Here is a 23,782-nt window from a genome sequence, read left to right on the forward strand (position 1 = left end):
ATAGCTCCGCCTGCTCCCGCCTGACAGCGGCGGCGAACCTGGCCGGACTGCCCGCGGTGTCGGTGCCGCTCGGACAGGACGGCTTGGGGATGCCGATCGGGTTGCAGCTCATCGGCCCGCCGCTGGGTGAGGCGGTGCTGTTGCAGGTGGCTGACGGCTACCAGCGGGCGCGAGCAGCCGAGTGGGCCTTGACCTCGGCGTGCTGAGGGGGAGGGCGCCGGGATCACCGGCGCCCTCTCAGCTGCTCGTGGCGGCCAGGGTGACCAGCTCTGGCCACTCCAGGAAGGCGCGCCAGACGTGCTCGTCCGGCGCACCAGGTGTGAGCCACAACCGCCAGTACGGCTGCAGTTCGGGGGACCGCTGTTCGCGCATGGCCCGGCTGAACTCCCGGTGCAGCTCGATGAGCAACGCCCGCTCGGTCTCCGGGAGCGTGGGGTACCGGCCCGCGAACAGCCGCCGCACTTCAGCCCGGATCGCTTCGACCGCGCGGGTGCGCGACCGCGGCGTGCCGAAACCCGACGGCGCGATCTCGGGGAACTGCTGCTGGAAGAGCGTGAACTCCGGGTCTCCCCAGTCAGCGGGATCGACCAGGGTTCGCCGTCGGCGCACCACGTCCCGGTAATCCGCCAGCACGGCGGTCAGTGCCTGGAAGGCTTCGGCCACCTCGTCCTCCTCGGCGGTGCACAGGCGACCGTAGGCGGCGCCGAGCACCTCCTCCGCGTCGTATCCGAGCCCGGCCAGCCCTGCCCGCACGCGCTGCACCAGCCGCGCGACGGTCCCGGTGTAGTGGCTTGGCCAGGTCTCGACGGCGTTCAGCACACGACGACGCCGGGCCCGCAACTCGGCGGCGAAACCGGTCATGCGGTCCCAGGCCCGCACCACCTCGCCGTAGCGGCGGCCGTGCAGCTCGGCGAAGTCCGACAGCAGTTCGCCACCAGCGACATGTGTGGCCAAGGCCTGGTAGTGAGGTCGGCGCATCCGGACCAGACCACGCAGATCCGGGATGTCGCCGCACAGGATCTGGTACCACCCGCCGAGCTCGGGCGTGCAGTGCATCGCGAACGCCCGGAGATCCCGGTGCTGCCGGGGTGGCGTGGCGGCCAACCAGGTCGACCACGGTCCCACCGCCGGCGGCCAGAACCGCCGGGTCCCCGAACCGGCGCACGCTCCGGCCCTGCGGAGCCAGGCGCCGCAGCGAACCGCCGCCGCAGCGGCCGACTCGACCGCCAGCGGCCGCTCCCCGGTGCTGGCCATCCCGCTGGCCTGGCGCACTGAAAGCCCGCGCCAGATCGCGGTGTGCAGCAGCTTCAGCTGCCGGGCGGTGAGCACCTCGTGCTCCACGACGGCGACGGCCGGATCGAGCGTGCGCGGTCGGACCGGACGGGGGTGCCGGTGCACCAGGTACGTGCCAGGAGCACTGCCCGGTACCGGCACCAGGCGGTCCGGCGCACGCAGCTCCGGCACCCAGGCCAGCCAGGTCCGCAGCTGGTCCAGGTCCTCGGCGAAGTCGACCCGGCTGCGATGAGCCGTGGCCCACAGCGCATCCGCAAGGTTCTCGGTGGTGCGCAGCAACTCCGCCAGCGCGCCGTGCCGCACACCCAGCGACGCCGGGAACCGCAACGGCGGCCGGGTCAGGATGTTCGGGTCCATCGCGGTCGGGCGGATCGAGCCGTGCAGGACGCTGTGCACGGTGGCGGCCGTCGAGGTCGCCGGCGTGCTGCCGTGCGTCGCCCGCAGCACTGCCCGGATGCGCAGGAGCATCAGGCGGTACGGGGTGGCCCGGTTGCGTGCCGCGACCGCGGACTCCCAGAGGACCCTGATCTCCTCGCGTGCCCGCGCCGGTTCCTCCTGCGCCTGTCGGAGCAGGTTTGCGGCGGAGCGCACGACAGTGTCCAGCTCGGTCAGTTCGGTCAGGTCTCGTTCCACGCAACGCGACAGCGCCGGCTTGGGGCCGTCCTCGCGCGGGATAGTCGCCGCGGGATGCGTCCACGAGGACACGGGTTTCCGGCTCATGGCGCTTGCTCCCTCCTGTGAGCACGTGTCGGTGGCGCCCGGAGCGACGCACGCGAGCCGCCCGGCTGGGGGGCGGCCGCGCTGCGCGGCGCGGGCCGTCCACCGGTCGGACGCGGCCACAGGTAACGCGGGAGTGGTGTAACCGATCGAGGGATCGGCAACTCCGGTTCCGGCGGTTTGATGAAAGTGGACACCGAGGACGAATCGGGGCGATGTGGTGCTCGAGGAAGCTGACCGACTGCCGTTCTGTGTTGTGCTGCAACGGTTACATGACTCCATTGCGCACCGGGCTGTGCCTTCCGTCAGGGGATCGCTCGAAGCCGCCGACTTCGGCCTCCCACGGTGTCACCGTCCATTCGGGACGATTCGCGCCGACGCTGCCACCGCCGAAGCCGTCGCTGGCACCTTGGATCTCCACCCGGCGTACTTCGTCGGCGGGCGTCGCGATCGAGCCCCGGGCAGCCTGCCGCGCCGTCCTTTCCGCCAGAAGCTCAACATCCTCTTCGACCTCGTCCGCCCGATCGGAGCGGATGAACTCGGCCTGGACGTCTTCGCGGCCAACGTGCGTCAGCGTGGTGCCGAACTCGGTGAGCTGGACTGGACGATCTCGCCGGAGATGATCGCGGACCTGCGCGCCAACGCCATCGTCGATCCGGGGCTGCTTGAGGTGATCATGACGGCTGACGCCTTCTGCGTCCCGCCTGCCTACTTCCTCGACGAGGACCTCGCAGGCCGGATGGAGATCCAGATCAAGAACTACCGAAACTCCCGCGCATTGGCAGTCGCTGGTATCTCACACGTCAGGATCGCTTGTGGCAGCAGCATTTCTGGTCCGCTGCCGGAACGAGCGGTCCTGGCGTTGATCCGAGCCGTGGGCGAGTGCACCGGCCCATCGGAGCGGTGATCGCACGTACTCTCGGATGATGGGTTTGACACGATCACGCAGGAAGCGCTCGCCTCGACTACGGGGAATTCGGCGGCCGAGCAAGAGGCTGTGGTTGCCCCGGAGGTCGCGGCCGTTCTTCTGGCTCCTCGACGTGGTGCTGGTCCTCCCCGTGGTGGGAACCGCGTTGCTGGGCGGCTTCCAGAACGACAGTTGGGTGTTCGGGTTGAGCCAGGTGGTGATCGGGGCACCGTTGATCGTGTGCCTCGGCCGAGCCTCGTTCGGGCCACTCTTCGGCGTGGCACGGGCCTCCGTCAACGAGCTGTGGACTCTGACCGCGCAGACCGGCTACGCCGCGTTCGCCGCGGTGCTGGTGGTCTTCACCCGCTTCCTGTCCGAGCCTCGCCGGTCACCGTGTCGATGGACGGGATCACCGCGGCGTTGATCGGCGTGTTCGCGCTCGCGGCGGGCAACAACATGATCAAGGCGTACCGGATCGTCTCGGACTCGTCATGGCGGCCGCCGCATCCGCCGCGCGGGCGGGGCGCGCGGCGCAGGTTCCTCGTGGCGAACACCGCCGACACCGGAACGACGGTGCGGGCTCTGCGTTCCCGGGGTGTCCGCGGGACCGGAGCACGCACCGCCAGGGCGGGTCGCGGCTGAGCTGATCAGGTCGGCGGCGGCACCAGTTGCCCCGCGAAGCGCCGGTACAGCGGGCTTGAGGCCACCAGCTCGTCGTGCTTGCCCGTGTCCACCACCCTCCCGTCTTCCAGCACGACGATCAGGTCCGCGTCGCGCACCGTGGAGATCCGGTGTGCGATCACCAGCACGGTGCAGTGCCGCGCCACCTGGCGCACGGTCGCGGCCAGTGCCTCCTCGTTGGCCGCGTCCAGCTGTGCGGTCGGCTCGTCCATCAGCAGCAGCGACGGGCGGCACAGCAGGGCACGGGCGATCGCCACCCGCTGGCGCTGGCCGCCGGAGAGCAGCACGCCCCGGTCGCCGACCTCGCTGTCCAGGCCGTCGGGTAGCTGGTCGACCAGGGTGGTCAGGTTGGTCATCCGCAGTACTTCGGCGATCTCCTCCTCGGTGGCCTCCGGTGCGGCGTAGGTGAGGTTGGAGCGCAGCGAGCCCCACAGGATCGGGGCTTCCTGTTGCACGTAGCCGATCTGGCCGCGGAGCTCGCCCAGGTCCATCGCGCTGATGTCACGTCCGCCCAGCAGGATCGTGCCTGATTCCGGGGTGTAGAAGCGTTCGACCAAGGCGAAGATGGTGGACTTGCCCGCACCGGACGGCCCGACCAGCGCGGCCCGCGAGTACGGCGGCACGGTGAAGGACACCTCGTGCAGCACCGGGCGGTCCTCGGTGTAGCCGAAGGAGACCGCGTCCAGCCGCAGCTCGGCCGCGGCCGAGGTCTCCGCCGAGGGGCGCCTGTCCGGTTGCTCGTCCGCGGGCTCGGTCTCCAGCGCAAGGGTGTCCTGGATCCGTTGCAGCGCACCGAGTCCGCGCTGCACGGTGGTGGCCGCCTGCAGGATCATGATCAGCGGCATCACCAGCATCATCAGGTACAGCAGGAACGCGACCAGCTCGCCGAGCTCCATGGTGCCGTTGGCCACCCTCGCCCCGCCGACGCCCAGTACGAACAGGAAGGAACCGTTGGCCGCCAACGACATCGTCGGCCCCACCACCGAGTCCAGCTTGGCCGCGCGCACCCCGGCCCGGTAGGCCTCGTCGGCCCGCGCGCTGATCCGGTCCACCTCGCGCTGCTGGGCGCGGCTGGCCAGCACGGTCCGGAAGGCGCCGAGCACCCGGTCCAGGTCCGCCGTCATCGCCCCCACCCGGTCCTGGGCGTGCTCGGAAGCCCGCCGGATGCCCATCAGCGCCAGGCTGACCAGCAGCAGCGCCACCGTCACGGTCGCCAGCACCAGCAGGAACATCCGCCAGTCCAGCCACAGCATCAGCGCGACCGAGCCGACCAGGCCGACCACGCCGGTGACCGCCTCCACCACGCCGGAGGACACCACTTCGCGCAGCAGCGTGGTGTCGGTGCCGGTCCTGGACAACAGGTCCCCTGAGCGCAGCCGGTCGTGCTCGCGGACCGGCAGGTGCAGCAGTTGCCGGATCAGCCGCTGGCGCACCCCGAACACCATGGCCTCGCCGGTGCGCTGCAACAGGAAGCTCTGCACACCGCTGATCGCGGCCTCGGCCAGGAACAGCGCGACCAGGGCGACCACCAGCCAGGTGATGTCGCCGCCGATCCCGTTGACGACCCGCATCACCAGCAGCGGCTGCACCAGCGACAGGCCGGCCGCGGCCAGTCCCAGGGCCAGCGCCACCAGCAGCGGTCCGCGTTGCGCGCGCAGGTAGCGCAGCAGGTCCCTCGGCCGTGCCCTCGGGCCGTCCTCGAGGCCGCCCAGCCCCGGCGGAGCGGCGGACCAGTCGATCTCGGAACTGTCTGGGTTCCCGTTCCCCTTCGCCCGGGTGCCGGTCATGCTCACCTCGCGATCGGCCGTGCTCGTCATGGTCAGGTCACCGCCACACCGTGGCGCGCTGCCGGTGCCGGGCGGTCCCGGACCAGCAGTGGCGTGACCAGCGAGACCGCGTTGAACACCGCGTGGGCCACCAGCGCGGCGAGCAGCCCCAGCTCCACCACCACTACACCCAGCACCGCGCCGACCAGCACAAGTTCACCCATCCGGACCCAGCGCGGGGTGAACGCCGATCCGCTGTGCATGGCCGCCCACAACACGGCCGTGGCCACGGCCGCCACCCACGGGCTGCCGGTCAGCCACACCAGCACCGCCACGCCCAGCAGCCGGAAGACGACCTCCTCGCTGATCGCGCTCTGCACCGTGACCCCCAGGACCCCGCCGACGCCGACCCCGGCGTGCCGCAGCGAGCCCCGGTCCGGCGCCGCGGAGATCGTGGCGATGCCCGCGTTGCGCAGCAGCGCGTAGCCCGTAGCCCCGAGGCCCAGCCAAACCAGGCCGATCCAGCCACCCCACACCAACTGCCGGACCGGTTCCTCCAGCAGCGGCAGGCCGATCCGGTCCGCGACCACCAGCCCGGCCAGCGCCGCGACCACCACCACCGCGGTGGACACGATCCCGGTGACCGCCGACATCAGCACGTTCACCGTGCGGAAAGCCGACCAGGACAGCCGCCCGTCGTAGGCGTTGACCGCCGAGTTCTCCAGCGCCGCCCGCTCGTTGACCAGCACCGCCAGCAGCACCGGCCCGGCCAGCGCGAGCACCAGGTACGGGTCCGCGCGCCCGCCCGCGAAGGCCAGGATGGCGACCCCGGTGACCAGGGCGAGCACCGCGCCGAGCAGACCGCCCACACTGGCCAGGGCCTCCCGCTGCTCGGCCCGCTCGACCTCGCGCACGTCCTGCCCGACCACCTCGATCACCGAGTCCACCCGCAGCACCGCCCCGCCCACGGTCTCCGCGCTCAGGTCGATCCGCACGTCCGGACCAGTCGCCCGGAACCGGTGCAGGCTCTCCACATCCCCGTCGGCGCGTTCGAAATCGCCGTGGCCGCTCGGCGTGGTCGTGCGCCACCGCCTGCCGCCCGCGCCGTCGAGTCGTGCGCGCAGTTCCGGCGAACTCAGCGCGGCCTCCCGTGCGGCGGTCTCGATGACGGTCTGCCGCACCGGGCCGTCGATGTCGAACAGCAACACCGCGCCATCGGCGGAGATGCCGACCAAGATGCTGCCCCTGGCACCGGCATCGTTGCCGAGGAAACGGATCCGCCAGGAACCGCGCAGGCCCCAGTCCTGCAGGAAGCCATGCTGGCGGTCCACCGCGCCGAGCTGGTGCAGCTTGTCCACGGTCTCCCCGTCGAACCACAGCGTGGCGAACGCGCGCCAGCCCTCGACGTCCACACCACACAGCCGCTGCACCGCGTTCCTGGCCTGCCGCAAGGCTTCCGGCCTGCCCGGCAGTCCGGTTGGCGCCACCGCGGGGTAGGCGATCCGCCGGTACCGCAGGAACAACCACACCAGCAGCGGGGCACTCAGGCCGAGCGCGATCGCCTCAACCACGGCAGCACCCCGCTCCGGCGCACGGCGAGGCCACGGCGGCGGCTGAGGTGAGGGGACCGGGGCGCAGACCGAAGGGCAGGTCGGCCGTCTCGTCCAGCCGGATGTTGCGCACGCACGCGCACCCCACCGCCTCCTCGCGGATCGCGGCCAGCCGCAGGGGGTCGCCGATCTGGGTCAGGGACTCCGCGCGGATGTCGCCGAAGGACTTCTCCTCCACCTGGCACGGCGTGACCAGCCCGTCGGCCCGGATGTGCCAGCTCAAGTAGCCAGGGGTCAGGAACTCCACGGCCAGGCCGGTGGCGGCGAACTCCTGGTCCGGGTCGGCGCAGCGGTCCCACCCGGTCACCTCGATGTCCCAGTCCTGGTGGCCCGCTTCGACGAACTGCTCGGTCACCGACTCCACCTGCGACTCGCTCAACCCGAACTCGACGGCGTCCCCCCGGCCGACCGGGACCGTGCTCCCGGCCCGGAACAGCCGCGCGCCCGCCCCTGCGACCTGCTCGATCACCGCGCCGACATCGGCGAAGTTGGCCGGGGTGACCGTCATGGCGACGAACACGGTGACCCCGGCCCCGGACAGCCGCCGGATGGTCTCCAGCGCGCGGTGGTACGAACCGGCCTTGCCGCGCAACAGGTCGTGGTGCTCAGCGCGACCGTCCACGCTGACCTGGACCCGCACGTTGCCCAGCGCGGCGGCGAAGTCCACCGCGGCCTCGGACCAGGCCAGGCCGTTGGTGAAGATGTCCACGTTGTCGATCAGGGCGCTCGCGGTGGCCAGGATCCGCGGGAACTCGGGCACGATGGTCGGCTCGCCGCCGGTCAGGGTGACCGCCGCGACGCCGGCGGTGGCCAGCCGCTCCAGCACCCTGGTCCAGTCCTGCGCCGAACACTCCACGGCAAAAGGCTCACCCGAACTGGCGTAGCAGAATGCGCAGCGCAGGTTGCACCCATTGGTCAGCTGCAGCGAGGCATTCAGTGGCAGGTAGGCCTCGGTCGACCCGGTCACCCGGATTCCACCGGCCAGCGCGCCATCCTGCCAGCTCTGGGTGATGGGATGGCTGCCCAAAAGGGCATCCAGATGACGACGGGTGTCGGCCACCGGTTCCCGGTCCAGCCGGCTGCGCAACCGCGCCAGCTCGTCCACCGTGCCGGTGCGGGCCAATTGGAGCGCGAGTTCCAGGGCCAGTCCGCTCATTCGCACGTAGTAGAGACTGGTGCGGTCGACGAAGATGCCGCCACTTGGTTGCAGGTGAATTCCCCAGTTGTCCGGCGGCTCGGTGCTCCGTTCGCTGTGCTCCCGGTCCGGGTCGGGTGACCGGGTTCCGGCCACGGTGGCTGTCATGGGTACCACGCCCCGTTTCTTTCCTCCTGGGCCGTCTGCTGGGTGGCAGGCCACCCAGCAGACGGACTGTTGACGGCTATCCGCCTCAGGCGGCGATCAGCACCGGGTTCGGCTTGCCGCAGGCGCGCACGAACGGCCGGTAGTGCCGGCGCCAGCAGAAGATGCAGCCAATCGCCTTCACCATTGGCATGCTCGACGGCTGAGTCGCTGCCTGGGTCAACGTGCTGCTCCGACTCACGTCATTCACCTCCCTCGTGTTTCGTTGTTGTCAGGTCAATTGACCGGACTCTGTCGTCCTGAAGATCGAATGGCCGGCTGGTCTCCAGACGGACTGAATCTACGGAAACCGGCCAAAGGCGGGACAAAGTCCGGCTAATGTCAGTGGCGCCGACATCCGGCAAGCAGAACGGAGTGCGTGAATTTCTGGGGGAAGCCATGCCCGAAATGTCGAACCATCAACAACTGGAGTTCCGCGTACTCGGCTCGGTGGAGGTGCTCAGGCAAGGGCGCCCCCGCACGCCGAGCGCGCCCAAGCAGCGCGCCGTCCTGGCGCTGCTGATACTGCACGCCAACGAGTTCGTCCCGATGAACCGCCTGGTGGACGACCTGTGGGGGCCGCGTTCACCGGCGCGGGCGGTGGCCGGCTTGCAGGTCTACATCGGCGCGCTGCGCAAGGTGCTGCCACTGGCGGGCGCGACCGGCGGCGCACCGGCCATCGAGACCTGCCCGAACGGCTACCTGCTGCGGGTCCCGCCGGAGCAGATCGACCTGTACCGCTACCGGCGCCTGGCTGCCGAGGGCGACCGCGCGCTGACCGAGGGGCGGCCGGAGCGGGCCTCGGCGCTGCTGGACGCCGCACTCGCGCTGTGGCGCGGCCCGGCGCTGGCCGACCTCACCACCATCGGACAGCTCGGCGGATACGCGGAATCCCTGGACGCGCACCGCCTCTCCGTCATCGAGCGCCGGATCGAGGCGGACCTGCGCCTGGGGCGCTACGCCGCAGTCGCGGACGAACTGGAAGGGCTGTGCCAACGGCACCCCCTGCGCGAGTCGCTGCACCGGCAGCTGATGGTCGCGCACTGGCGGTGCGGGCGCAGGGCCGAGGCCCTGGCCACCTACCAGAGGGTGCGCCACACCCTGGTCGACCGGCTCGGTCTGGAGCCCTGCGAACAGCTCAGAGCGGTCCAGCAGGCGGTGCTGCGGGACACGGAACCGACCTGAACCCCGCACCAGGTGGTATTCCTGCACGGTGACCGCCACCGTTCTCACCGCCCTGTGCCGCGATCCCGGACTGACCGAGGCCCAGTTGCACGGCGTCATCACCACGGTCGCGGCCCTGGAACCGCATCTGCTGACCGAGCTGGCCACGCGGCCGGATCTGCGGCCACCCCACCGCCTCGCGGCCGTCCGCCACGCGCCCGCCTATCTGGTCAGGCAACTGCTGGACCGGTGGCCGCCCGATGTCACGCTGGTCCACGCCACCGCGACAGCACACGGGGCATCGGCCGACCTGATCCTCTACTGCGCCACCCACGACCTGCCGGACCTCGCCGTGTCGCTGGCCAGGCAGTTGGACGCCGACGAGGTCAGCTACGTGGCGGCGCGCTGGCGCAACCTGTTCGTCGACCTGCCAGAGCAGATCACGATCGCCCTGGTGGACGCGGTGCTGACCGAGACCGAGCAGGTCACGCTCACCGGGATGTCCGACTGGCAGCAGCGCGAGGCGCTGCGGCGACTCCAGCTGGAACGGGACAAGCGCGCCAGCGTGGCGTGGCAGCTGCTCGAACCGGTGCCGCAGCTGTGGGAGCGACTGGCCGGCACGGGCGAGAACGCCATGCTGATCCGCCGCATCCTGTTGGACCGGCCGGAAGAGCTCACCGACGAGGTGCTGTTGGCCTGCCTGCCCGAGGTGACCTACGAGCAACTGGGCCACGACGAGTTCATCGCTGGTATCCGCCTGCACCAGGCAGCCGCGATGACCCGGCGCTGGCCCCGGCTGCGGGAGATCGCTGCCGACGAGCTGGCCCGGGTGGTCAGTGAAGCCATCGCCGACGGCTGGACCCCGGCCGGCCGGTACATCGGGCCGTCCTGGCCGGAGCTGGTCGCGTTGGCGGAGTTGACCAGCGAAGTGGCGCTGCTCGCCGATGCGGTGGCTGCGATCCGCGATGCCCGGCCGCCAGAGCGGTCGAGCCGTGACCGGGAGGCGGTCATGGAGTGGTCCCGTCGGCGAGCCGAGGCGGTGGCCGCGCTGACCGCCAACCCGGCCACGCCCCGAAACGAGCTGCGCACGCTGGTTCCCGCGCTGGATGAGCCTCGCCTGCTCGCTGGACGCGGTGGTACTACGCCACTGTCCGGCCGGAGGAGGTTCGGCTCGATCTGGTGCTGCTTGCCTGCGCCGCCGCCGCGATCGTCGTTCACGCCGTGCAACTGCTCACGGCCCGGCAGCCAGCCGGGGCTCAGGCCCGCCCGGTCGTGCGACTGCTCACCTGGGTTGCCTGCCTCGCGCTCGCCGCTGCGGCACGCTTCCTGGCCTCTGGCTGGGTGAGCTGGCTGCTGCCCGTGCTGGTCTGGCCGTTGTGGTTCTTCGTGCTCGGCCCCGGCACCGGCATCATGCAGTTCCGCACCGTGCGGCTGGAACGGGTCACCAGGGCACAGCTGTTCGGCGGCCAGGTCACCGAGGACCAGCACCAGACCCTGCTCTTCACACCGCCGCGACGGACCGGGATGTCCCCGGCGCTCCAGTTCGAACTCAGCTCGGAGGAGTGGGAGGAGACGTCCGCCAGCAGCTCCACCGGGGGCTTCGGACATGCCACCACCGTCGCGTACGTGACCCGCCGGGTCTGGCTGTTCCAGGTACCGCCACAGTACGTGCCGATGTTGTGGCGCGGCCGGAACCACTGACACCAGGACCACCGAACCGAGGGCGTGGACAGCCGCTGATGATCGCGTGGCTCGCCTGCGAGGAGGGGACTGAGCGGGGGACAGGTCTGCCGCTTCGCCGGGCCCCGCTGCCGGTTGCGCGAGACAGCGGCAGCGGCCGAAGGGCCCTGCCGATTTGAGGCGAACCGCCCAGGTCGGCATGACCGGACGCCGGTGCGGTCCCCGCCGTTCGCGCAGCGCGGACCGGTGTGCGAAGCGCTCGGGCTGCGGCTGATTGTGCACAGATTCTTCTCGGGCCGGCCGCTTCGGCGCAGTGCAATCGTGTGGCCTATCCCACCGGTGCGAACACCGGTGAGTCTGGCTGGACACCCTGTTCGTCGAGCCAGGCGGTCAGCATCGGGACAGTAAGCGCCGTCACGGTGAGCCTGATGCCCGGGTTCGTGGCAACCGCCAACCGGGCCGCCCGCTCCAGGAAGGCACGGCGGGCAACGGTGACCCTGGTGTTCACCACCGCCACGCACAACCGCCGGGACCGCCACTGGTGTGCGAGGAGACCGTAGTTCGCGATGTGGCGGGCCAGGCCGATGGACGGGTCCCGTCGCTCCACCTCCAGCGCCACCACGACCGGGCCAGCACCGGTTTCGAAGCCCACCAGTCCGTCCGGCACGATCCACCGCTCCTGCGGACCGTCGAGGTGGACCCGCCGGGCCAGCCGGATCACCCCGATGACCCCCGGCGTGTGCGTGGCCATCCGCAGCGCGGCGCTCGCCAGCAGTTGGTCGTGCAGTCCACCCTGCTGTGGCGAATGCCGGGGGAGCGGCTCGCCGGTCGCGCGGGCCAGCGCCCGGAACGCGCGCACCCCGACCTCAGTGGGACGCCAGACCCGCGGCTGCGGGCTGGTTGTGCGGAGCACTCGTTCCCGTCGCCAGTGAACCAGCACCATCCGCACGTCCACTGCATTGACCGCCCGGCCCCAGCGGCGCCCGATGGCCATGACCCGCCTGGCCGCCTCTGGCGCCGGGATCGGTTGTTCTGCCGCGCCGAACACCGTCGCCAGGCCGCGGCGGACGACCTCCCGGGTGGGCGCGGTCCACGGCGGCGCCTGCCTGCTGATCCGGGCCACCCGCGCCCGGCCGAACGGGGTCAGGGCCAGTGGGCGGGCCGGTCGTCCCGTCGGTCGCTCGTTGGCCAGCCAGTGCAACCGGGTGAGCTTGCGGAGCTGCCACTGGATCTCCTCGGCGCCCTGCGCCGGCGGCGTGCGACCGAGCTGCCCGATGAGGTGCTCGTCAAGCCAGCCGACCTCGGCCAGCGCCCACCACATCGGACGCCAGCGCGCCGAGATCGCGGGCGGCGTGCCGGGGGCAACCAGGCCGATGGCCTGGGCGGCACGTTTGGCCGTGCCACTGGGAATTCGAGTGATCACAACAAACAACAGTCGGGTTGGGCCACGTCCGGTGTGGCCGAACCGACTGTGTCTGCTGACGGATCTCTCGACCGCGAGGGGGCCCCTGTGGCACCGAAGCTCATCCTGGTCAGCACATTCCGGCCTGCCATCGTGGCCCACGTCGCGCCCATGCTCGCCTACGGCCTCGCCCAGCACGACGAGACTTTGTTCGTGGGTTACCCGCCGGACGGCGGCCAGGTAAGGGCGGTCCTTGTCGACCCGGACCACCGGTCGCTGCTGGAGGTGCTGGCCGCGACCCGGCCGGTGACGGAACTACTCGCGAAGATCATCCCCGAGCCACACGGCCACTACCCCGTCGCGCACCAGGCGTGGCCTCCTAACGGCAGCCAGGCGACCTGCGGGCCAGAGCTGATCCGCGCGGCCGCAGCCAGCTGCGGCGCCGAGTGGGTCGTCCTAGACCTGGACTGGGCACCACCGGTGGCGCCCCCGCGGTTCAGTCGCTACGCCGACCTCACGTTGCACTTTCCCAAGAACACCGCCGACCGGCTGCTCTTCCTGCCAGAGGACTGGGCCTTGCGCGCGGGTGCGCTCGAACTGGCCACCTGGACCCGCACCCTGATCCCGCAACGGGAAGCCGACCAGGGCCGGTGACCGGGTTTCGCACTGTCCTCTTCGGACTGCTGCTCGGTGTGCTCGTGCCCGGCGGCGCCCAATGGCATGCACAGCGTTTCCTCGCCGGGACCCTGTTCCTCGGCTGTGCGTTGTGCGCCGGGCTGTTCGCCTACCCCCGGTTCGGCTGGCCCGCCCTGGTGATCGCCCCGGCGCTCGCCCTTGCCGAGCAGTTGTTGTGGTGGCACGCCGGGAAGCGCCAAGGCGAGCGGTGACGCGTTAACTGCCGGGTCGTCCGTTGATCCGTGCACAGCGTTCCCGGCGCCAGGGAACCATTCGCTCACCTGGAAAGGCGGTGCGACCCCTGGCGCTTCCCGCTGGCGTGCCAGGGCTACCCATGAGACAGGACCAGTTCCACCGTTTGCTCACCGACTGCCCGATCCTCGCCAAGGCGCCGGCCGGCGCCGCACACGACCTGGCGAGCAGCCTGCAGCGCAAGAGCTACTCGAGAGGAGATTCCATTTACGCGGAAGGAGATCCGGCCGACCAGGTGTTCCTGATCCAGCACGGCAAGGTGCGGATCGGGCGCACGGCCTGTGATCGGGCCGGGCGCGTCATCTTGGACATCCGTGCTCCCACGGAGGTCTTCGGCGAGGTCGACGCGCTGACCGGTCCGCTGCGGACCACCTGGGCGGTCGCACACACCGAGGCGCTCATACTGGTGATGAGCAACGAGGCGCTGCGGGACTGGCTCCGCGCCCACCCTGCGGTCGACCACCTCCTGCTCCGCTTCATGGCCGCCCGGCTGCGCCGCGCCCAGCTCCGACTGGCCCACGCGCGGTGCGAGGACATCGATCGCCGGGTGGCGCACGCCCTGCTCCAGCATTGGCGGGACTACGGAACCGCCAGGCGCGGGCTCAACGTGGTGGAGCTGGACCGCGACCACGACGAAGTCGGCCAGTGCCACGACATCAGCCGCGAGCAGGTGTACGCGACGCTGACCGGCTTCCAGCGCCGCGGCTGGATCAGGATCGAGGGCCGGCTGGTGCACATCCTGGAGCCGGCGCAGTTCACCCGGTTCGCGGAGGAGTTCGGCGGGATGTAGACGGATTGACGGCGTACCGGGGTGTTGCCGGGTCCTTCGCCCGGCAACACCCACCCGGCTGCCGGCCACCAGGTCCAGCGGCCCGCGTTAGCTCTGCGGACACCGCACCCGACCTGCGCCGAGGTGATCCCGATGAGCCGCGACCTGCCGACACCTACCGCCATCGATCCACCTACCGACACCGAACCCGCGGCGGCCCAACCTGTTCGACCTCGCCGGCGGCACACCTTCCTGCGCACCTGTCTGTTCGCCACCGCGCTCGCCGTGGCGATCGGCTCCGTGGTCACCCGCGACAGCCAGGGTGTGCCGTTGCGGCTGGACGCGCCGCAGGCTCAGGCGGCGGACTACGTCGCCCGCAGCGACGCGCTGACCGGGCAGATCATGGACAACGACGTGGCCATGCGCGCCGTGCTCACCCACAACGCGCGCGCACTGGACAGCGAACCGATCCGCCGCTCTCTGAGCACGATTCGCCAACTGCTGGCCACCGCGATCACCGAGCTGCGCGCCGTGCCGGAAAACAAAATCCCAGGCCCGTTCGCGGACAGCCACCCTCGGCTGCTGAACGCCGCCACGCTGCTCAACCAGCACTACGAGGCGTTGCAGAAAGCGATCGAGGCGAAGAACGCGCAAGACCAGCGGCAGGCGCTGCTGGCCTCGCAGGCCATGGACACCCAGTACGCGCAGGCGCTCATGGCCTACCTGAAGTCCTATCAGGACGGACTGCGCAAGGCCGGGTTCACCCTCACCGAGCAGCCTCGATGAACCAACCCGACGAGCTGCTGCCACCCGTTGAACCGGACGGTCCGGAGCTGCGGCAGCACAACCCGGACTGCCCGGGCTGCCGGGACTACGCCGTGGTGCTGGCTAGGGAACAACGGGCCCGACTGGCCTACTACGAATCTGGGCTCGCCCACTTCGACGACCTGCACGACCTGCGCCGCCGGGTGGTCGGCCACCTCAAGGCCCGCCACCCGCTGCGCACCGAACGCTTGAAGCGGCTGGGAAATCCACTCGGCGAGCACAGCGCCAACAGCACCCTGGTGGCGGCGCTATCGCAGTGGGACGCCATGCGGGACGCCGAGATCCGTGGCACGGTCGCGGCCTCGGTCGAAGAGGAACTGCGGCTGCTCCGCCAGCGCAACACTGACCTGGAACGGCAACTGGCCCAGCACACCGAGTTGCGCCAGCGCGATGAGCAGAGCTCGCTCGACCGCGTACGCGGACTGCGCGAGCAACTGGAGAAGGCGACCTCGGCGCTCACCGAGGCCGAACAGCACCGCCGTGAGCTGTCCAGGGGGATTGAGCGCCTGGCCGACCACATCACCACCCGCGGGCTTGCGTTGCCGACCCTGCTGCATCCGGATGAGTGGTACCGCCAGTGGACCGACCGCGACCACCAGCCACGGTCACCCCGGAACCGCGCTGGTGCCCGCGAGTCCCGCTGGCCGGCGCTCGCCAAGGCCTACCAACCCCAGTGGGGCCAGCCGGTGCTGCAACGGCTGTGGTCCGGAGCGGCCTGGAGCTGGGCCCAGGTCCTCGGTGTCAACCCGGCTCCGCGGTTGCGGCGGTTGCTCGATGGGCTCGCTGAGCACGGGCTGGTGACGTTGCACGATCCGGAAGTCGCCGCGCTGCTGACGGTGACCGACGACCTGCGGGACTTCGCCGACGACGTCGGCGCCGTGCTCGGACCCCGGAAGCCGTCACCGGCATTGGTCGCACTGGCCACGACGAACCTGCTGCCGGAGTCACTGGGGCCGAGCTTGCTGCGCGCCCTCGCCGCGGCGACCCGGGACCACCAGGTGTCCGTGGCACACCGCAAGTCCGGCGCCCTGCCGCTGTTCCGGCTCCGCGAACGGCAAGGAGTCGCGAGATGGTTGCTGCCCTGGCTCCCCGGCCAGGAACCGTTGCTGCGCGAGCTGCTCACCCGCGCCCGCGGCCGGGACGCCGAGGCCGGACTAGTCGTAGCCGGCGTGAGAGCGGAGGACGAGGAGCAGTGCACCGAGCTGCTCCGTGCCGCCGGGTACGACCCCCGGCACGCCAGGTGCATCGCGTTTGCCGAACCGCCAACCACTTCATCCGGCGTTAGCTGACTCGTTGCCCCGGTTGGAACGGAGATGAGGATGCGGCTGCTCACCCTGACCCTGGTCCTGACCGCCAACGGCCTGCACACCCTGGCGCACGCGGCGCTGGAGAGCCTGCACGTGCTCGCGCTCGTGCTCGCCAGCGGTGTGCTCGCCCAGCAGGAACTACGCGCAGCCCGCCGCTCGGCGGCCAAGCTGCGCACCCACCGGATGTAGCGGTGGCTGCCCAGGAGCCGGTCGTGGACACGCCCGCCGTGCTCGGCAAGCACGCGCTGCTCGCCGTCGCGGTCTGGGCGATCTCGGCCTACACCCGTTCCCCGGCCATCCTCTACGTCGCCCTCTACCTGCTGATCACCGGCATCGCCGCCGCAGCCCTGCTGGCCAACGTCGCCGCCGAGATCCGGCACGAGACCCGCTGCTGGATCGCGGTGCTCTGCGCCGGCACCCTCGCTGTCCGGCTCACGCTGACGCTCTTCGCCGGTGTGGGGGAGCGCGGGGTCAGCGACGCCTTCGGCGCGGAGTTCTCCGCCACCGCGCAGAGCCTGCTCGGCGGGCACCTGCCGAGCCTGTTCGTCTACGCCATCATCTCCGTGCCGTTCGCCTGGACGCTGTGGCTGACCCAGCGGTGGCGGCTGCACGGCCGGACTCAGCGCTACGACCACATCGTCCGCCACGCCCGCCGACAGGACCGGTTCCAGCCATGAACATGCTCACCCGCCTCGCCGGATCCGGCACCAGTCGCGGCCTCCGCTCGGTCACCGGCGAGCCGCTGGCCGAGTTTGCCGACCTGGAGGTCGACACGGCCACGGTCGTGCCACACCCGTCGAACCCGGAACAGATCCGGCACCTGGCTTACCAGCTGCGGGTTCGAGACCACGGCGAGACCGGGTGGACCCGGCTGGTCAAGGTGGTGCGGTTCCTGCGGATCACCCGGATGCCGGTGGACACCAGCATCCGCCGCCGCTCCAGCGAGTACGATGACCAGCGCGATCTGGTGCGCGCCCTGTGGATGCAGAAGATCCACTACGTGTGCGTGCTGGCCGACACCGGACCGGCCGATCACGGGGTGCTGCACCTGATGGGAGTCCAGGGCACCGGTGAAACCCTGGCGCAGGCCCAGGAACAGGCGGACCGGCACCACGCGGCACTATCCAGCCAGCTGACTGGAACCTACCCGCAGATCCGCTTCCGCGCCCTGCGCCCACCGGAAGCCGACTGGCTGCTGCACACCCAGCAGCGGTGGTCCCACGTGCTGCCGATCCGCGGCATCCCCATGCCGCGGCGCGACGCCGGCCAGGAAATGCGCGCCGCGGTGACCAGCACGACACCGGCGACTCCGGAGATCGAGGAAGGAGTGGAAGAGCTCATCCGGGGCATGCTCGGCGGCCCCGGTTACCTCCTGGTCCTGATGGCCAGCCCGGTCACACTCGGTCAGATCACCGACCGCCTGTCCGCCGCCGCCGAGCAACTGTCCACAGTGGCCTCCCAGGTGCACGGGCAGCGCTCGATCTCCGCCGGTGTCGGTCTGCCGATGATGTTCTCCACCGCCACCGGCGACGCCCAGGGAACCGGCCACAGCTTCGGCGTCAACGACGGCGCCACCGACACCGACTCGGCCACCCGCGGCACCTCGCGCACCGCCACCGACGGCGTAAGCGAGGCCACCACCCACACCAGCGGCAGGACCCGCACGGACGGCATCGGCGTCACCGAAACCCAAGGCGCCCAGCAAGGCTGGAACCACACCGAGGGCCTATCCGGCGGCCGCAACACCACCGAGGGCGTCTCCCGTCAGGACACCCAGGGCCTCAGCCACGGCGCCACCACCGGCACCAGCGACGCGGTCAACCACGGCGTCAACCAGAGCACCGGCCAGAACCAACAGGTCTCCGTCGGCCGCTCCGGCGGAATCTCCAGCGGTACCAACGACACCGTCTCCCTCGGCACCAACGACAGCCGCGGCGAGCACTCCTCCCGCGGCATCAGCGGCAGCGAGTCCCGCGGCGAGAACTGGTCGGAGGGCAGCAGCCGCTCCGCCAGCTCCAGTATGACGGCCACCCACGGCGAGAACTCCGGCCGCAACCTCGGCGGCTCGCTGGGCATCTCGCTGAACACCAGCTCGGGCACCAGCGACCAGATCGGCTACACCGCCCAGCACGGCGCCAGCTCCAGCACCAGTCAGGGCGGCAGCCGCGGGATCTCCACCTCGGAGTCCCAGACCGAGGGCCAGAACAGCTCCCACGGCGTCAACTCCGGCTACGCCAGCGGAATCTCCCGCTCAGCCAACCTCGGCTGGAACACCACCGGCACGGAAGGCACCAGCCACCAGACCGGTTCCAGCACAGGCCGCACCCAGGGCGTGACCACCGGCACCAGCCTCACCGGCACAGACTCCACCAGCCTCGGCACCACCAACTCCGTGGGCGGCAACCGCGGCTGGAGCGAAGGCCTCGGTGAGAACACCGGCATCCAGCAATCCACCGCGAACTCCCGCACCCACAGCGTGGCCCAGCAGGAGTCGGTGTCCCAGCAGAACGGCCGCACCCGCAGCGTCGCCGACGGTGTCACCGACGGCGTCGGCCACAGCGCAGGGGACACCTACGGCCGCTCGGACGCCCTGTCCCAGTCCTTTGCCCGCAACTCCCAGGTGGCCGGCTCCCTGTCCTTCGTGCCCACTCTCGGCATGGGCGCCTCCCGGCAGACCGTGGATGCGATGGCCGACCAGGTCACCAAGATCCTCACCGCCCAGGTCAACCGCCTGGCCCTCGGCCACGAAGAGGGAATGTGGCTCTCCCAGGGCTACCTGCTCGTCCCGGACGCCGACACCGCCGCCTCCGCCGCAGGGCTGCTCACCTCCAGCTTCTGGGCACCCGGCCAGAAAACCCCGGTGCCACAGCCCTTCTGCGTCGCGGCGGAACTGACCGGCACCCAATCCGAACACCTGATCGAACACGCCCGCGTCTTCAGCCCCTGCGTCCACGCCGACCTGCGCCCGGAGGTGATGGAGCCGTATTACTACGCAACCGCCCTGCTCTCCCACGAGGTCGCGGTCCTGACCACCCCACCCCGGATCGACGTGCCCGGTATCGCCGCGGCCGCCGCGATGCGCGTCCCCGTCCTGGTCTACCCCCAAACTGGAGACACCGAGATCCACCTCGGCCACGTCGTGGACACCCAGCGCGCCGTGGTCTCCGGCCAACGGTTCGGCTTGACCGTCACCGACCACCACAATGGCCTGCTGCACCCGCTGATCACCGGCTCCACCGGCCGAGGGAAAACCGAAACCGGCATCCGCCTCGCGCACGAATGGCTGCACACCACCCAAACCCTCACCGGCATCGCCCCCAGCACCGGACTGCCCGCCCCACAACAGGTCCCGCGCGGCGTGCTCGCCCTGGACCGCAAGAGCGACTGGCGCCGCCTCTACCACTCCCTGCCCGCAGACCAACGCCACCGCTTCCGCTTCTACGACCTCTCCCGCGAACGCCCCGCCGACTACCGGCCCACCACCGGCATCCCCAACCCCTACCTCCGCTACAACCTGCTCCGCATCCCACCGGGCGTCGCCCCCAACGTCTTCCGCGACGCCATCTGCGACACCATGGCCAAGGTCGGCCAACTCGGCCACCGCGGCCGCGGCATCCTCTGGCAGGCCCTCAACGCCCTCTGGGCACTGCCCCGCCAGGATCCGGCGCGCGGGGACACCGCCACGGTCTACGAACGCCCCGAGCTGTCCCGGTTCGTGGGCATGGCCGACATGGCCGAGTGGATCGACAAGCACCTGGAATCGATCAGCCGCCGCGCCACCACCAGCAAGGACCTGATCACCGGCTACAACGTCATCCAGAACCGCCTGCAGTTCTTCCAGCGCGGAGTCTTCGGCGCGGGCATCTTCCTGCCCGACCCGCCCAGCAGCACCGACAGTGAAACCCTGGAGATCGCCGAGCTCGTCGGCCACGGCGACTGCGTGATCTTCGAAGCCGCGCACCTGGATGCCCAGATGGGCGCCTTCGTCCTGGCCGCGGTCTTCACCGCCGTGTTCGCCTACGCCCGCGACAACCCCGGCCGCCTCTCCGAAACGCTGGTGGTGCTGGAAGAGGCCAACGACTACCTGCCCAACGAACGCGACTCCGACGTCAGCGGCGTCCAGCAGACCGTGTTCGACCAGTGCCTGTCCATGGGCCGCTCACTCAGCCTGGCGCTGATGCTGGTGGTGCAGAGCCCGGAAAACCTGTCCCAGCAAGCGATCAACTGCGCGGGCCTGGTCGCGGTCCATTCGGCGGACAGCTACGAGTCCAAGCAGCGGGTCATGGCCAAGCTCGGCAAGGACGGCCGCTACGACCACCGCGACCTCCAGCAGTTCCTCTCCGAGATCCCCACCGGCTGGGCGGTGATCAAACGCCGACCCACCCGCGACTGGATCGACGGCGCCCCGGTACTCGTCGCGATCGACGCGGTCGACTTCCCCCGGCCCACCGACGCCGACCTCGGCCTGCTCGGCTGATCCGCCAGTCCAAGATCCATCACCCGATCGAGCGTCGGACAAAAAGTGCGACCTCCGAGCGAAAATGGCGCATAGGTTCCGGTCTGATGCTGATGGTCAACGACGCGGAGGGACCGATGTCCACAAAGGAGTCGTGGTACCGGATCGAGTACCACCAGATTGTGCGTGGGGTGGTGCAGCCGGTCGCGTGGGTCGAGCAGGCGAACAACCACGGATTCTGTGTGGACCACGGCAAGACGCCCGGGGAGCGCGCGGAGAACTGGCTCCGGTACTGCGCGCAGGACTGGGTCAACACCGGTGCCGGCCAGCCGGGGCGCTGGGTCGGCGTGCTGTGGCGCCTCGACGATGATCATCAGCCGTTGCACGAGATGGCCCGGCTGGAGTTCCGGTTCCAGTCCAACGCGGACGTGACCGAGCGCGGCTCGGTGACGGCATAGGCGAGGAGCACGATCATGACGATCCCCTTGGCGGTCCCTAGCCTGCCGGATCCCGCACTGCATGCAGTCGTCCGGGCGCTGCCCGAGCTGTTCGTCCTGGAAACGGTGTCCGCGTGGCGGTTGACCATGACGCTGCAGGAGCACGATGCGATCACCAGAGCCTTGTTGCGCCATCCGCTTTCCGCGCTGTACCTGACTCGGGCGCAGGCCAACGTGGGGAGCCAGGCCTACGTCCGTGAGCCGTTGCGGATCCCGGTCCGGACAGCCATGGCCCTGCGCTGGACCGTGTTGTACGCGTGCGGAACACCGGTGTCGGTCATCGCCGAACTGGACCACTACGCGACCAGGGTCGTCTACCGCAGGATTGCCGAATACGACGCCCATGTCCTTGAAGCACAAGGGATTCCGCGCAGTCACTGTAAGGCCACCAACCGGCGCGAACACTGTCCTCCGCACGCGGAGCTGACCCGACTGTTGGAGGAGTTCGTCGGCACAGCAGTGCACCGAGATTGTGTCGCCGCGAGCTGAGCTCTCAGCGCTTGGTGGCGCGGGCCACGGCTTCCAGCGCGCGGTGCCAAGGATAGGAGGCCATGGCTTGGCCGCCGGTGCGCGGCGGGTGTGGCACAAACCCGCCCTCGCCGAACAACACGGTCACCCCGGCATCCCGGAGCTCGTTGACGCTGCGCTGGAACACGCAGTTGGCGGCCAGCGCCGTGTTGACGAAGGGCAGCACCGCGATCGGCACACCGAGCCCGGTGAGTTCAGCGAGCTGGATGAGCACGTAGTTGTCAGCGATCCCGGCGGCCCACTTGTTGATCGTGTTGTAGGTGGCGGGCGCCACGACCACCGCGTCGGGTTTCGGCAGCCCGGGCTGTCCGGCCCCTTGATGGCCGGTGCGCACGGCGTGGCCGGTCAAAGCCGCCAACTCGTCGAGGTCGAGGAAGTGCGTCGTCGCGGCTTCGGTGGCCAGGCAGCGCACCTCCCAGCCATCGGCCTGCGCCAGGCGCACCATGTCCGCGATGTAGTCGGCGGGGCCAGCGGCGCACACCACCAGGAACAGGACCCGGCCAGTCACGCGGTCACCCCAGCCCGGGTGGCCATCTGGCTCACCAGGCGAGCGGACTCGCCGGTGGAGTTGTGCAGCAGCGCCTCCAGCAGGCCGCGCCCCAACGGCCGACCGCGCACCTCCTGCGGCGCGATGCGTTCCGCCTGGCCAAGGAGCTGAGTGGCCTTCCGGAAGTCACCTGTTCGGGTGTGCGCCTCGGTGAGGTCCAGCAGGAAGTTCGCTCGCCGTTCAGGAGACAGTTCCGCCACTGCCGCAGGGTTGATGGTGGCGGCGAACTCGATCGCACGGCCGGATTCGTGCAGGCGTCCCAGAGCGGCGACTCGGTGAATTTGTACGTTGGCCGGACCGAAATAGGTGTGGTGCGTGGAGAAGTCCGGCTGCATTCGCTCGGCAACGACGGTGGCCTCGTCATGCATTTCGCGAGCCAAGGCGGCGTTCTCCTGTTCGGCGGCCGTCATCGAGGCAGCGAGGTAGAGCATTCCGTACAACGACAGGAGCGTTTCCTCGTGCCTAGCGAGTTCCGGGCGCACGCGGTCGGTCGTCTCCAACAGACAGTCGATCGCCTCCGGTCGCTGGCCGCTACTGGTCATGGCCCGGGCGGCACTTCTCGCCGCCCGGGCCAGTGACCAGGCGTCGTCTGCGGCCAGCGCGGAGTGCATCGCGCGATCGGCGGCCAGCCAGGCGACTTCATTGGCGTCGAACTTCAACAACAGGGATGAAGCCAACCGGTATGCGGTGATCAGCGCCCGTCGGGCCGCGAGCTGATCAGTGCCCCCGGCGTTCCGGTCCACTTGCTGGGCGTCGCGGAGCAGGGCGGGCAGCCGTTGCGCGACGCTGGTGAAGTGGGCGGAGACCCATGCCTGCTCGAGGTAGTCCGCCTGCCGGTGGACCTTCCGGAGGTCGACCTCCGGACCGTCGGTTCGCGGCAGCACCGGGTACCGGCCGAGTGCGGCCCGGACGGCCAGCACTTCCTGGTCGTCAACCGAGTGCGCGGTTCTGGTGGCGATGGTGCGGTTGGTCAGCACATCAGGATGGATGCTGAGAATTTCGGCCGCACGTTCGATTGTCGGCAGACGTACCAGATTCCGTCTTCCGGATTCGACCATGTCCACCCAGGACACCGAACGGTCCATCAGGGCGGCGAACTGCTTTCGGTTGAGGTTTCGCCGCAACCGCCAGTACCGCAGTCGCCGACCGTTCTCCCTGGCGTCATTGTCGTCCATGCGGCGGCTCCTCTCCTTGAGGTACGCGGTCGGCCGTAGTCGATGACCAGCCTAACCAGCCCGGATCCCACATTTTGTGCAACCAGAGGCCGCGGCCAGCGCTGCTGGTCGCGGCGTCGCGGCCTACTACGTCCACCGCGACATCCAGCAGCTGCTGAGCTGCGATCCCGGCTGGCCCCGAGCTACCGTCGA

General features: G+C 70.2%; 25 protein-coding genes. 17 read left to right on the forward strand and 8 right to left on the reverse strand.

The genetic code is table 11. The features are described 5' to 3' along the window. Positions 1–20 precede the first annotated feature (20 nt). Complete coding sequence (locus tag N8J89_RS16565; RefSeq protein WP_283666185.1) at positions 21–206, forward strand: amidase family protein; 186 nt, start codon at positions 21–23, stop codon at positions 204–206. A gap of 31 nt (positions 207–237) precedes the next feature. On the opposite strand, the gene N8J89_RS16570 is transcribed toward N8J89_RS16565, so the two are convergent. Next, positions 238–2,013, reverse strand: a complete 1,776-nt coding sequence (locus N8J89_RS16570) for a hypothetical protein (RefSeq protein WP_283665244.1) — start codon at positions 2,011–2,013, stop codon at positions 238–240. Between the two features lie 214 nt (positions 2,014–2,227). Here N8J89_RS16570 and N8J89_RS16575 point away from each other — a divergent pair, with 214 nt between their 5' ends. From N8J89_RS16575 to N8J89_RS16585, 3 genes are all read left to right on the forward strand, one after another. Beyond that, positions 2,228–2,917 carry a hypothetical protein gene (locus tag N8J89_RS16575; RefSeq protein ID WP_283665245.1) on the forward strand — a complete coding sequence of 230 codons (690 nt, stop codon included), beginning with the start codon at positions 2,228–2,230 and terminating at the stop codon, positions 2,915–2,917. A 133-nt stretch (positions 2,918–3,050) separates the two neighbouring features. After that, complete coding sequence (locus N8J89_RS16580) at positions 3,051–3,341, forward strand: hypothetical protein (protein ID WP_283665246.1); 291 nt, start codon at positions 3,051–3,053, stop codon at positions 3,339–3,341. Further along, entirely contained in the window at positions 3,317–3,559 is a 243-nt protein-coding gene (locus tag N8J89_RS16585; protein WP_283665247.1) for a hypothetical protein, read from the forward strand. The genes N8J89_RS16580 and N8J89_RS16585 overlap by 25 nt, the downstream gene beginning before the upstream one ends. A gap of 5 nt (positions 3,560–3,564) precedes the next feature. Here the strand turns inward: N8J89_RS16585 and N8J89_RS16590 are convergent, their stop codons facing one another. The 4 genes from N8J89_RS16590 to N8J89_RS41925 form a co-directional block, all read right to left on the reverse strand. After that, positions 3,565–5,415 carry an ABC transporter ATP-binding protein gene (locus N8J89_RS16590; RefSeq protein ID WP_283665248.1) on the reverse strand — a complete coding sequence of 617 codons (1,851 nt, stop codon included), beginning with the start codon at positions 5,413–5,415 and terminating at the stop codon, positions 3,565–3,567. Between the two features lie 2 nt (positions 5,416–5,417). After that, the gene (locus tag N8J89_RS16595) at positions 5,418–6,935 is read right to left on the reverse strand and encodes a CPBP family glutamic-type intramembrane protease (RefSeq protein WP_283665249.1); all 1,518 of its coding nucleotides are present in this window, start codon (positions 6,933–6,935) and stop codon (positions 5,418–5,420) included. Then, positions 6,928–8,277, reverse strand: a complete 1,350-nt coding sequence (skfB, locus tag N8J89_RS16600; protein ID WP_283665250.1) for a sporulation killing factor system radical SAM maturase — start codon at positions 8,275–8,277, stop codon at positions 6,928–6,930. The genes N8J89_RS16595 and skfB overlap by 8 nt, the downstream gene beginning before the upstream one ends. An 85-nt stretch (positions 8,278–8,362) precedes the next feature. After that, positions 8,363–8,524 carry a hypothetical protein gene (locus N8J89_RS41925; RefSeq protein ID WP_502868455.1) on the reverse strand — a complete coding sequence of 54 codons (162 nt, stop codon included), beginning with the start codon at positions 8,522–8,524 and terminating at the stop codon, positions 8,363–8,365. A gap of 197 nt (positions 8,525–8,721) precedes the next feature. On the opposite strand from N8J89_RS41925, the gene N8J89_RS16605 reads away from it, so the two are divergent. Genes N8J89_RS16605 through N8J89_RS16615 form a run of 3 tightly spaced genes read left to right on the forward strand, consistent with a single transcriptional unit; the run spans position 8,722 to position 11,178 of the window. Continuing rightward, positions 8,722–9,498: an AfsR/SARP family transcriptional regulator gene (locus N8J89_RS16605; protein ID WP_283665251.1), complete on the forward strand. Its 777-nt coding sequence runs from the start codon at positions 8,722–8,724 to the stop codon at positions 9,496–9,498. 28 nt (positions 9,499–9,526) lie between these two features. Beyond that, positions 9,527–10,822, forward strand: coding sequence for a hypothetical protein (locus tag N8J89_RS16610; protein ID WP_283665252.1), 1,296 nt, complete (start codon positions 9,527–9,529; stop codon positions 10,820–10,822). After that, complete coding sequence (locus N8J89_RS16615) at positions 10,819–11,178, forward strand: hypothetical protein (protein ID WP_283665253.1); 360 nt, start codon at positions 10,819–10,821, stop codon at positions 11,176–11,178. Before N8J89_RS16610 ends, N8J89_RS16615 begins: the two co-directional genes overlap by 4 nt. 307 nt (positions 11,179–11,485) lie before the next feature. On the opposite strand, the gene N8J89_RS16620 is transcribed toward N8J89_RS16615, so the two are convergent. Further along, entirely contained in the window at positions 11,486–12,580 is a 1,095-nt protein-coding gene (locus N8J89_RS16620) for a hypothetical protein (RefSeq protein WP_283665254.1), read from the reverse strand. Between the two features lie 87 nt (positions 12,581–12,667). Here N8J89_RS16620 and N8J89_RS16625 point away from each other — a divergent pair, with 87 nt between their 5' ends. The 10 genes from N8J89_RS16625 to N8J89_RS16670 all read left to right on the forward strand — a co-directional run bounded on the left by N8J89_RS16625 (position 12,668) and on the right by N8J89_RS16670 (position 21,829). Continuing rightward, positions 12,668–13,213, forward strand: a complete 546-nt coding sequence (locus tag N8J89_RS16625) for a hypothetical protein (protein ID WP_283665255.1) — start codon at positions 12,668–12,670, stop codon at positions 13,211–13,213. After that, the gene (locus N8J89_RS16630; RefSeq protein WP_283665256.1) at positions 13,210–13,446 is read left to right on the forward strand and encodes a hypothetical protein; all 237 of its coding nucleotides are present in this window, start codon (positions 13,210–13,212) and stop codon (positions 13,444–13,446) included. The genes N8J89_RS16625 and N8J89_RS16630 overlap by 4 nt, the downstream gene beginning before the upstream one ends. 122 nt (positions 13,447–13,568) lie before the next feature. After that, positions 13,569–14,276: a Crp/Fnr family transcriptional regulator gene (locus N8J89_RS16635; protein ID WP_283665257.1), complete on the forward strand. Its 708-nt coding sequence runs from the start codon at positions 13,569–13,571 to the stop codon at positions 14,274–14,276. Between the two features lie 132 nt (positions 14,277–14,408). Then, positions 14,409–15,041, forward strand: coding sequence for a hypothetical protein (locus tag N8J89_RS16640; protein WP_283665258.1), 633 nt, complete (start codon positions 14,409–14,411; stop codon positions 15,039–15,041). After that, complete coding sequence (locus N8J89_RS16645; RefSeq protein WP_283665259.1) at positions 15,038–16,369, forward strand: amino acid adenylation domain-containing protein; 1,332 nt, start codon at positions 15,038–15,040, stop codon at positions 16,367–16,369. Before N8J89_RS16640 ends, N8J89_RS16645 begins: the two co-directional genes overlap by 4 nt. A gap of 30 nt (positions 16,370–16,399) precedes the next feature. Beyond that, on the forward strand, positions 16,400–16,576 hold the full coding sequence (locus N8J89_RS16650; protein ID WP_283665260.1) for a hypothetical protein: 177 nt from the start codon (positions 16,400–16,402) through the stop codon (positions 16,574–16,576). 23 nt (positions 16,577–16,599) lie between these two features. Further along, entirely contained in the window at positions 16,600–17,064 is a 465-nt protein-coding gene (locus N8J89_RS16655) for a hypothetical protein (RefSeq protein WP_283665261.1), read from the forward strand. Next, positions 17,061–20,864, forward strand: a complete 3,804-nt coding sequence (locus N8J89_RS16660) for a serine-rich protein (protein ID WP_283665262.1) — start codon at positions 17,061–17,063, stop codon at positions 20,862–20,864. Before N8J89_RS16655 ends, N8J89_RS16660 begins: the two co-directional genes overlap by 4 nt. Positions 20,865–20,950: 86 nt before the next feature. Continuing rightward, the gene (locus tag N8J89_RS16665; protein ID WP_283665263.1) at positions 20,951–21,301 is read left to right on the forward strand and encodes a hypothetical protein; all 351 of its coding nucleotides are present in this window, start codon (positions 20,951–20,953) and stop codon (positions 21,299–21,301) included. A 15-nt stretch (positions 21,302–21,316) separates the two neighbouring features. Further along, positions 21,317–21,829, forward strand: coding sequence for a hypothetical protein (locus N8J89_RS16670; protein WP_283665264.1), 513 nt, complete (start codon positions 21,317–21,319; stop codon positions 21,827–21,829). 4 nt (positions 21,830–21,833) lie between these two features. Here N8J89_RS16670 and N8J89_RS16675 read toward each other — a convergent pair whose 3' ends face one another. Both N8J89_RS16675 and N8J89_RS16680 read right to left on the reverse strand, forming a co-directional pair. Continuing rightward, complete coding sequence (locus N8J89_RS16675; protein WP_283665265.1) at positions 21,834–22,376, reverse strand: flavoprotein; 543 nt, start codon at positions 22,374–22,376, stop codon at positions 21,834–21,836. Next, complete coding sequence (locus N8J89_RS16680; protein WP_283665266.1) at positions 22,373–23,590, reverse strand: helix-turn-helix domain-containing protein; 1,218 nt, start codon at positions 23,588–23,590, stop codon at positions 22,373–22,375. Before N8J89_RS16680 ends, N8J89_RS16675 begins: the two co-directional genes overlap by 4 nt. Between the last annotated feature and the right edge of the window lie 192 nt (positions 23,591–23,782).

Source organism: Crossiella sp. CA-258035, from assembly GCF_030064675.1.
GTDB lineage: Bacteria > Actinomycetota > Actinomycetes > Mycobacteriales > Pseudonocardiaceae > Crossiella.

Bases quoted from the DNA above. Each gene is read 5' to 3' on its own strand.
- N8J89_RS16585 (WP_283665247.1), top strand. From the start codon at position 3,317: ATGGACGGGATCACCGCGGCGTTGATCGGCGTGTTCGCGCTCGCGGCG.
- N8J89_RS16660 (WP_283665262.1), top strand. From the start codon at position 17,061: ATGAACATGCTCACCCGCCTCGCCGGATCCGGCACCAGTCGCGGCCTC.
- skfB (WP_283665250.1), bottom strand. From the start codon at position 8,277: ATGACAGCCACCGTGGCCGGAACCCGGTCACCCGACCCGGACCGGGAG.
- N8J89_RS16635 (WP_283665257.1), top strand. From the start codon at position 13,569: ATGAGACAGGACCAGTTCCACCGTTTGCTCACCGACTGCCCGATCCTC.
- N8J89_RS16640 (WP_283665258.1), top strand. From the start codon at position 14,409: ATGAGCCGCGACCTGCCGACACCTACCGCCATCGATCCACCTACCGAC.
- N8J89_RS16680 (WP_283665266.1), bottom strand. From the start codon at position 23,590: ATGGACGACAATGACGCCAGGGAGAACGGTCGGCGACTGCGGTACTGG.
- N8J89_RS16665 (WP_283665263.1), top strand. From the start codon at position 20,951: ATGCTGATGGTCAACGACGCGGAGGGACCGATGTCCACAAAGGAGTCG.
- N8J89_RS16650 (WP_283665260.1), top strand. From the start codon at position 16,400: ATGCGGCTGCTCACCCTGACCCTGGTCCTGACCGCCAACGGCCTGCAC.
- N8J89_RS16590 (WP_283665248.1), bottom strand. From the start codon at position 5,415: ATGACGAGCACGGCCGATCGCGAGGTGAGCATGACCGGCACCCGGGCG.
- N8J89_RS16645 (WP_283665259.1), top strand. From the start codon at position 15,038: ATGAACCAACCCGACGAGCTGCTGCCACCCGTTGAACCGGACGGTCCG.
- N8J89_RS16670 (WP_283665264.1), top strand. From the start codon at position 21,317: ATGACGATCCCCTTGGCGGTCCCTAGCCTGCCGGATCCCGCACTGCAT.
- N8J89_RS16570 (WP_283665244.1), bottom strand. From the start codon at position 2,013: ATGAGCCGGAAACCCGTGTCCTCGTGGACGCATCCCGCGGCGACTATC.
- N8J89_RS16605 (WP_283665251.1), top strand. From the start codon at position 8,722: ATGTCGAACCATCAACAACTGGAGTTCCGCGTACTCGGCTCGGTGGAG.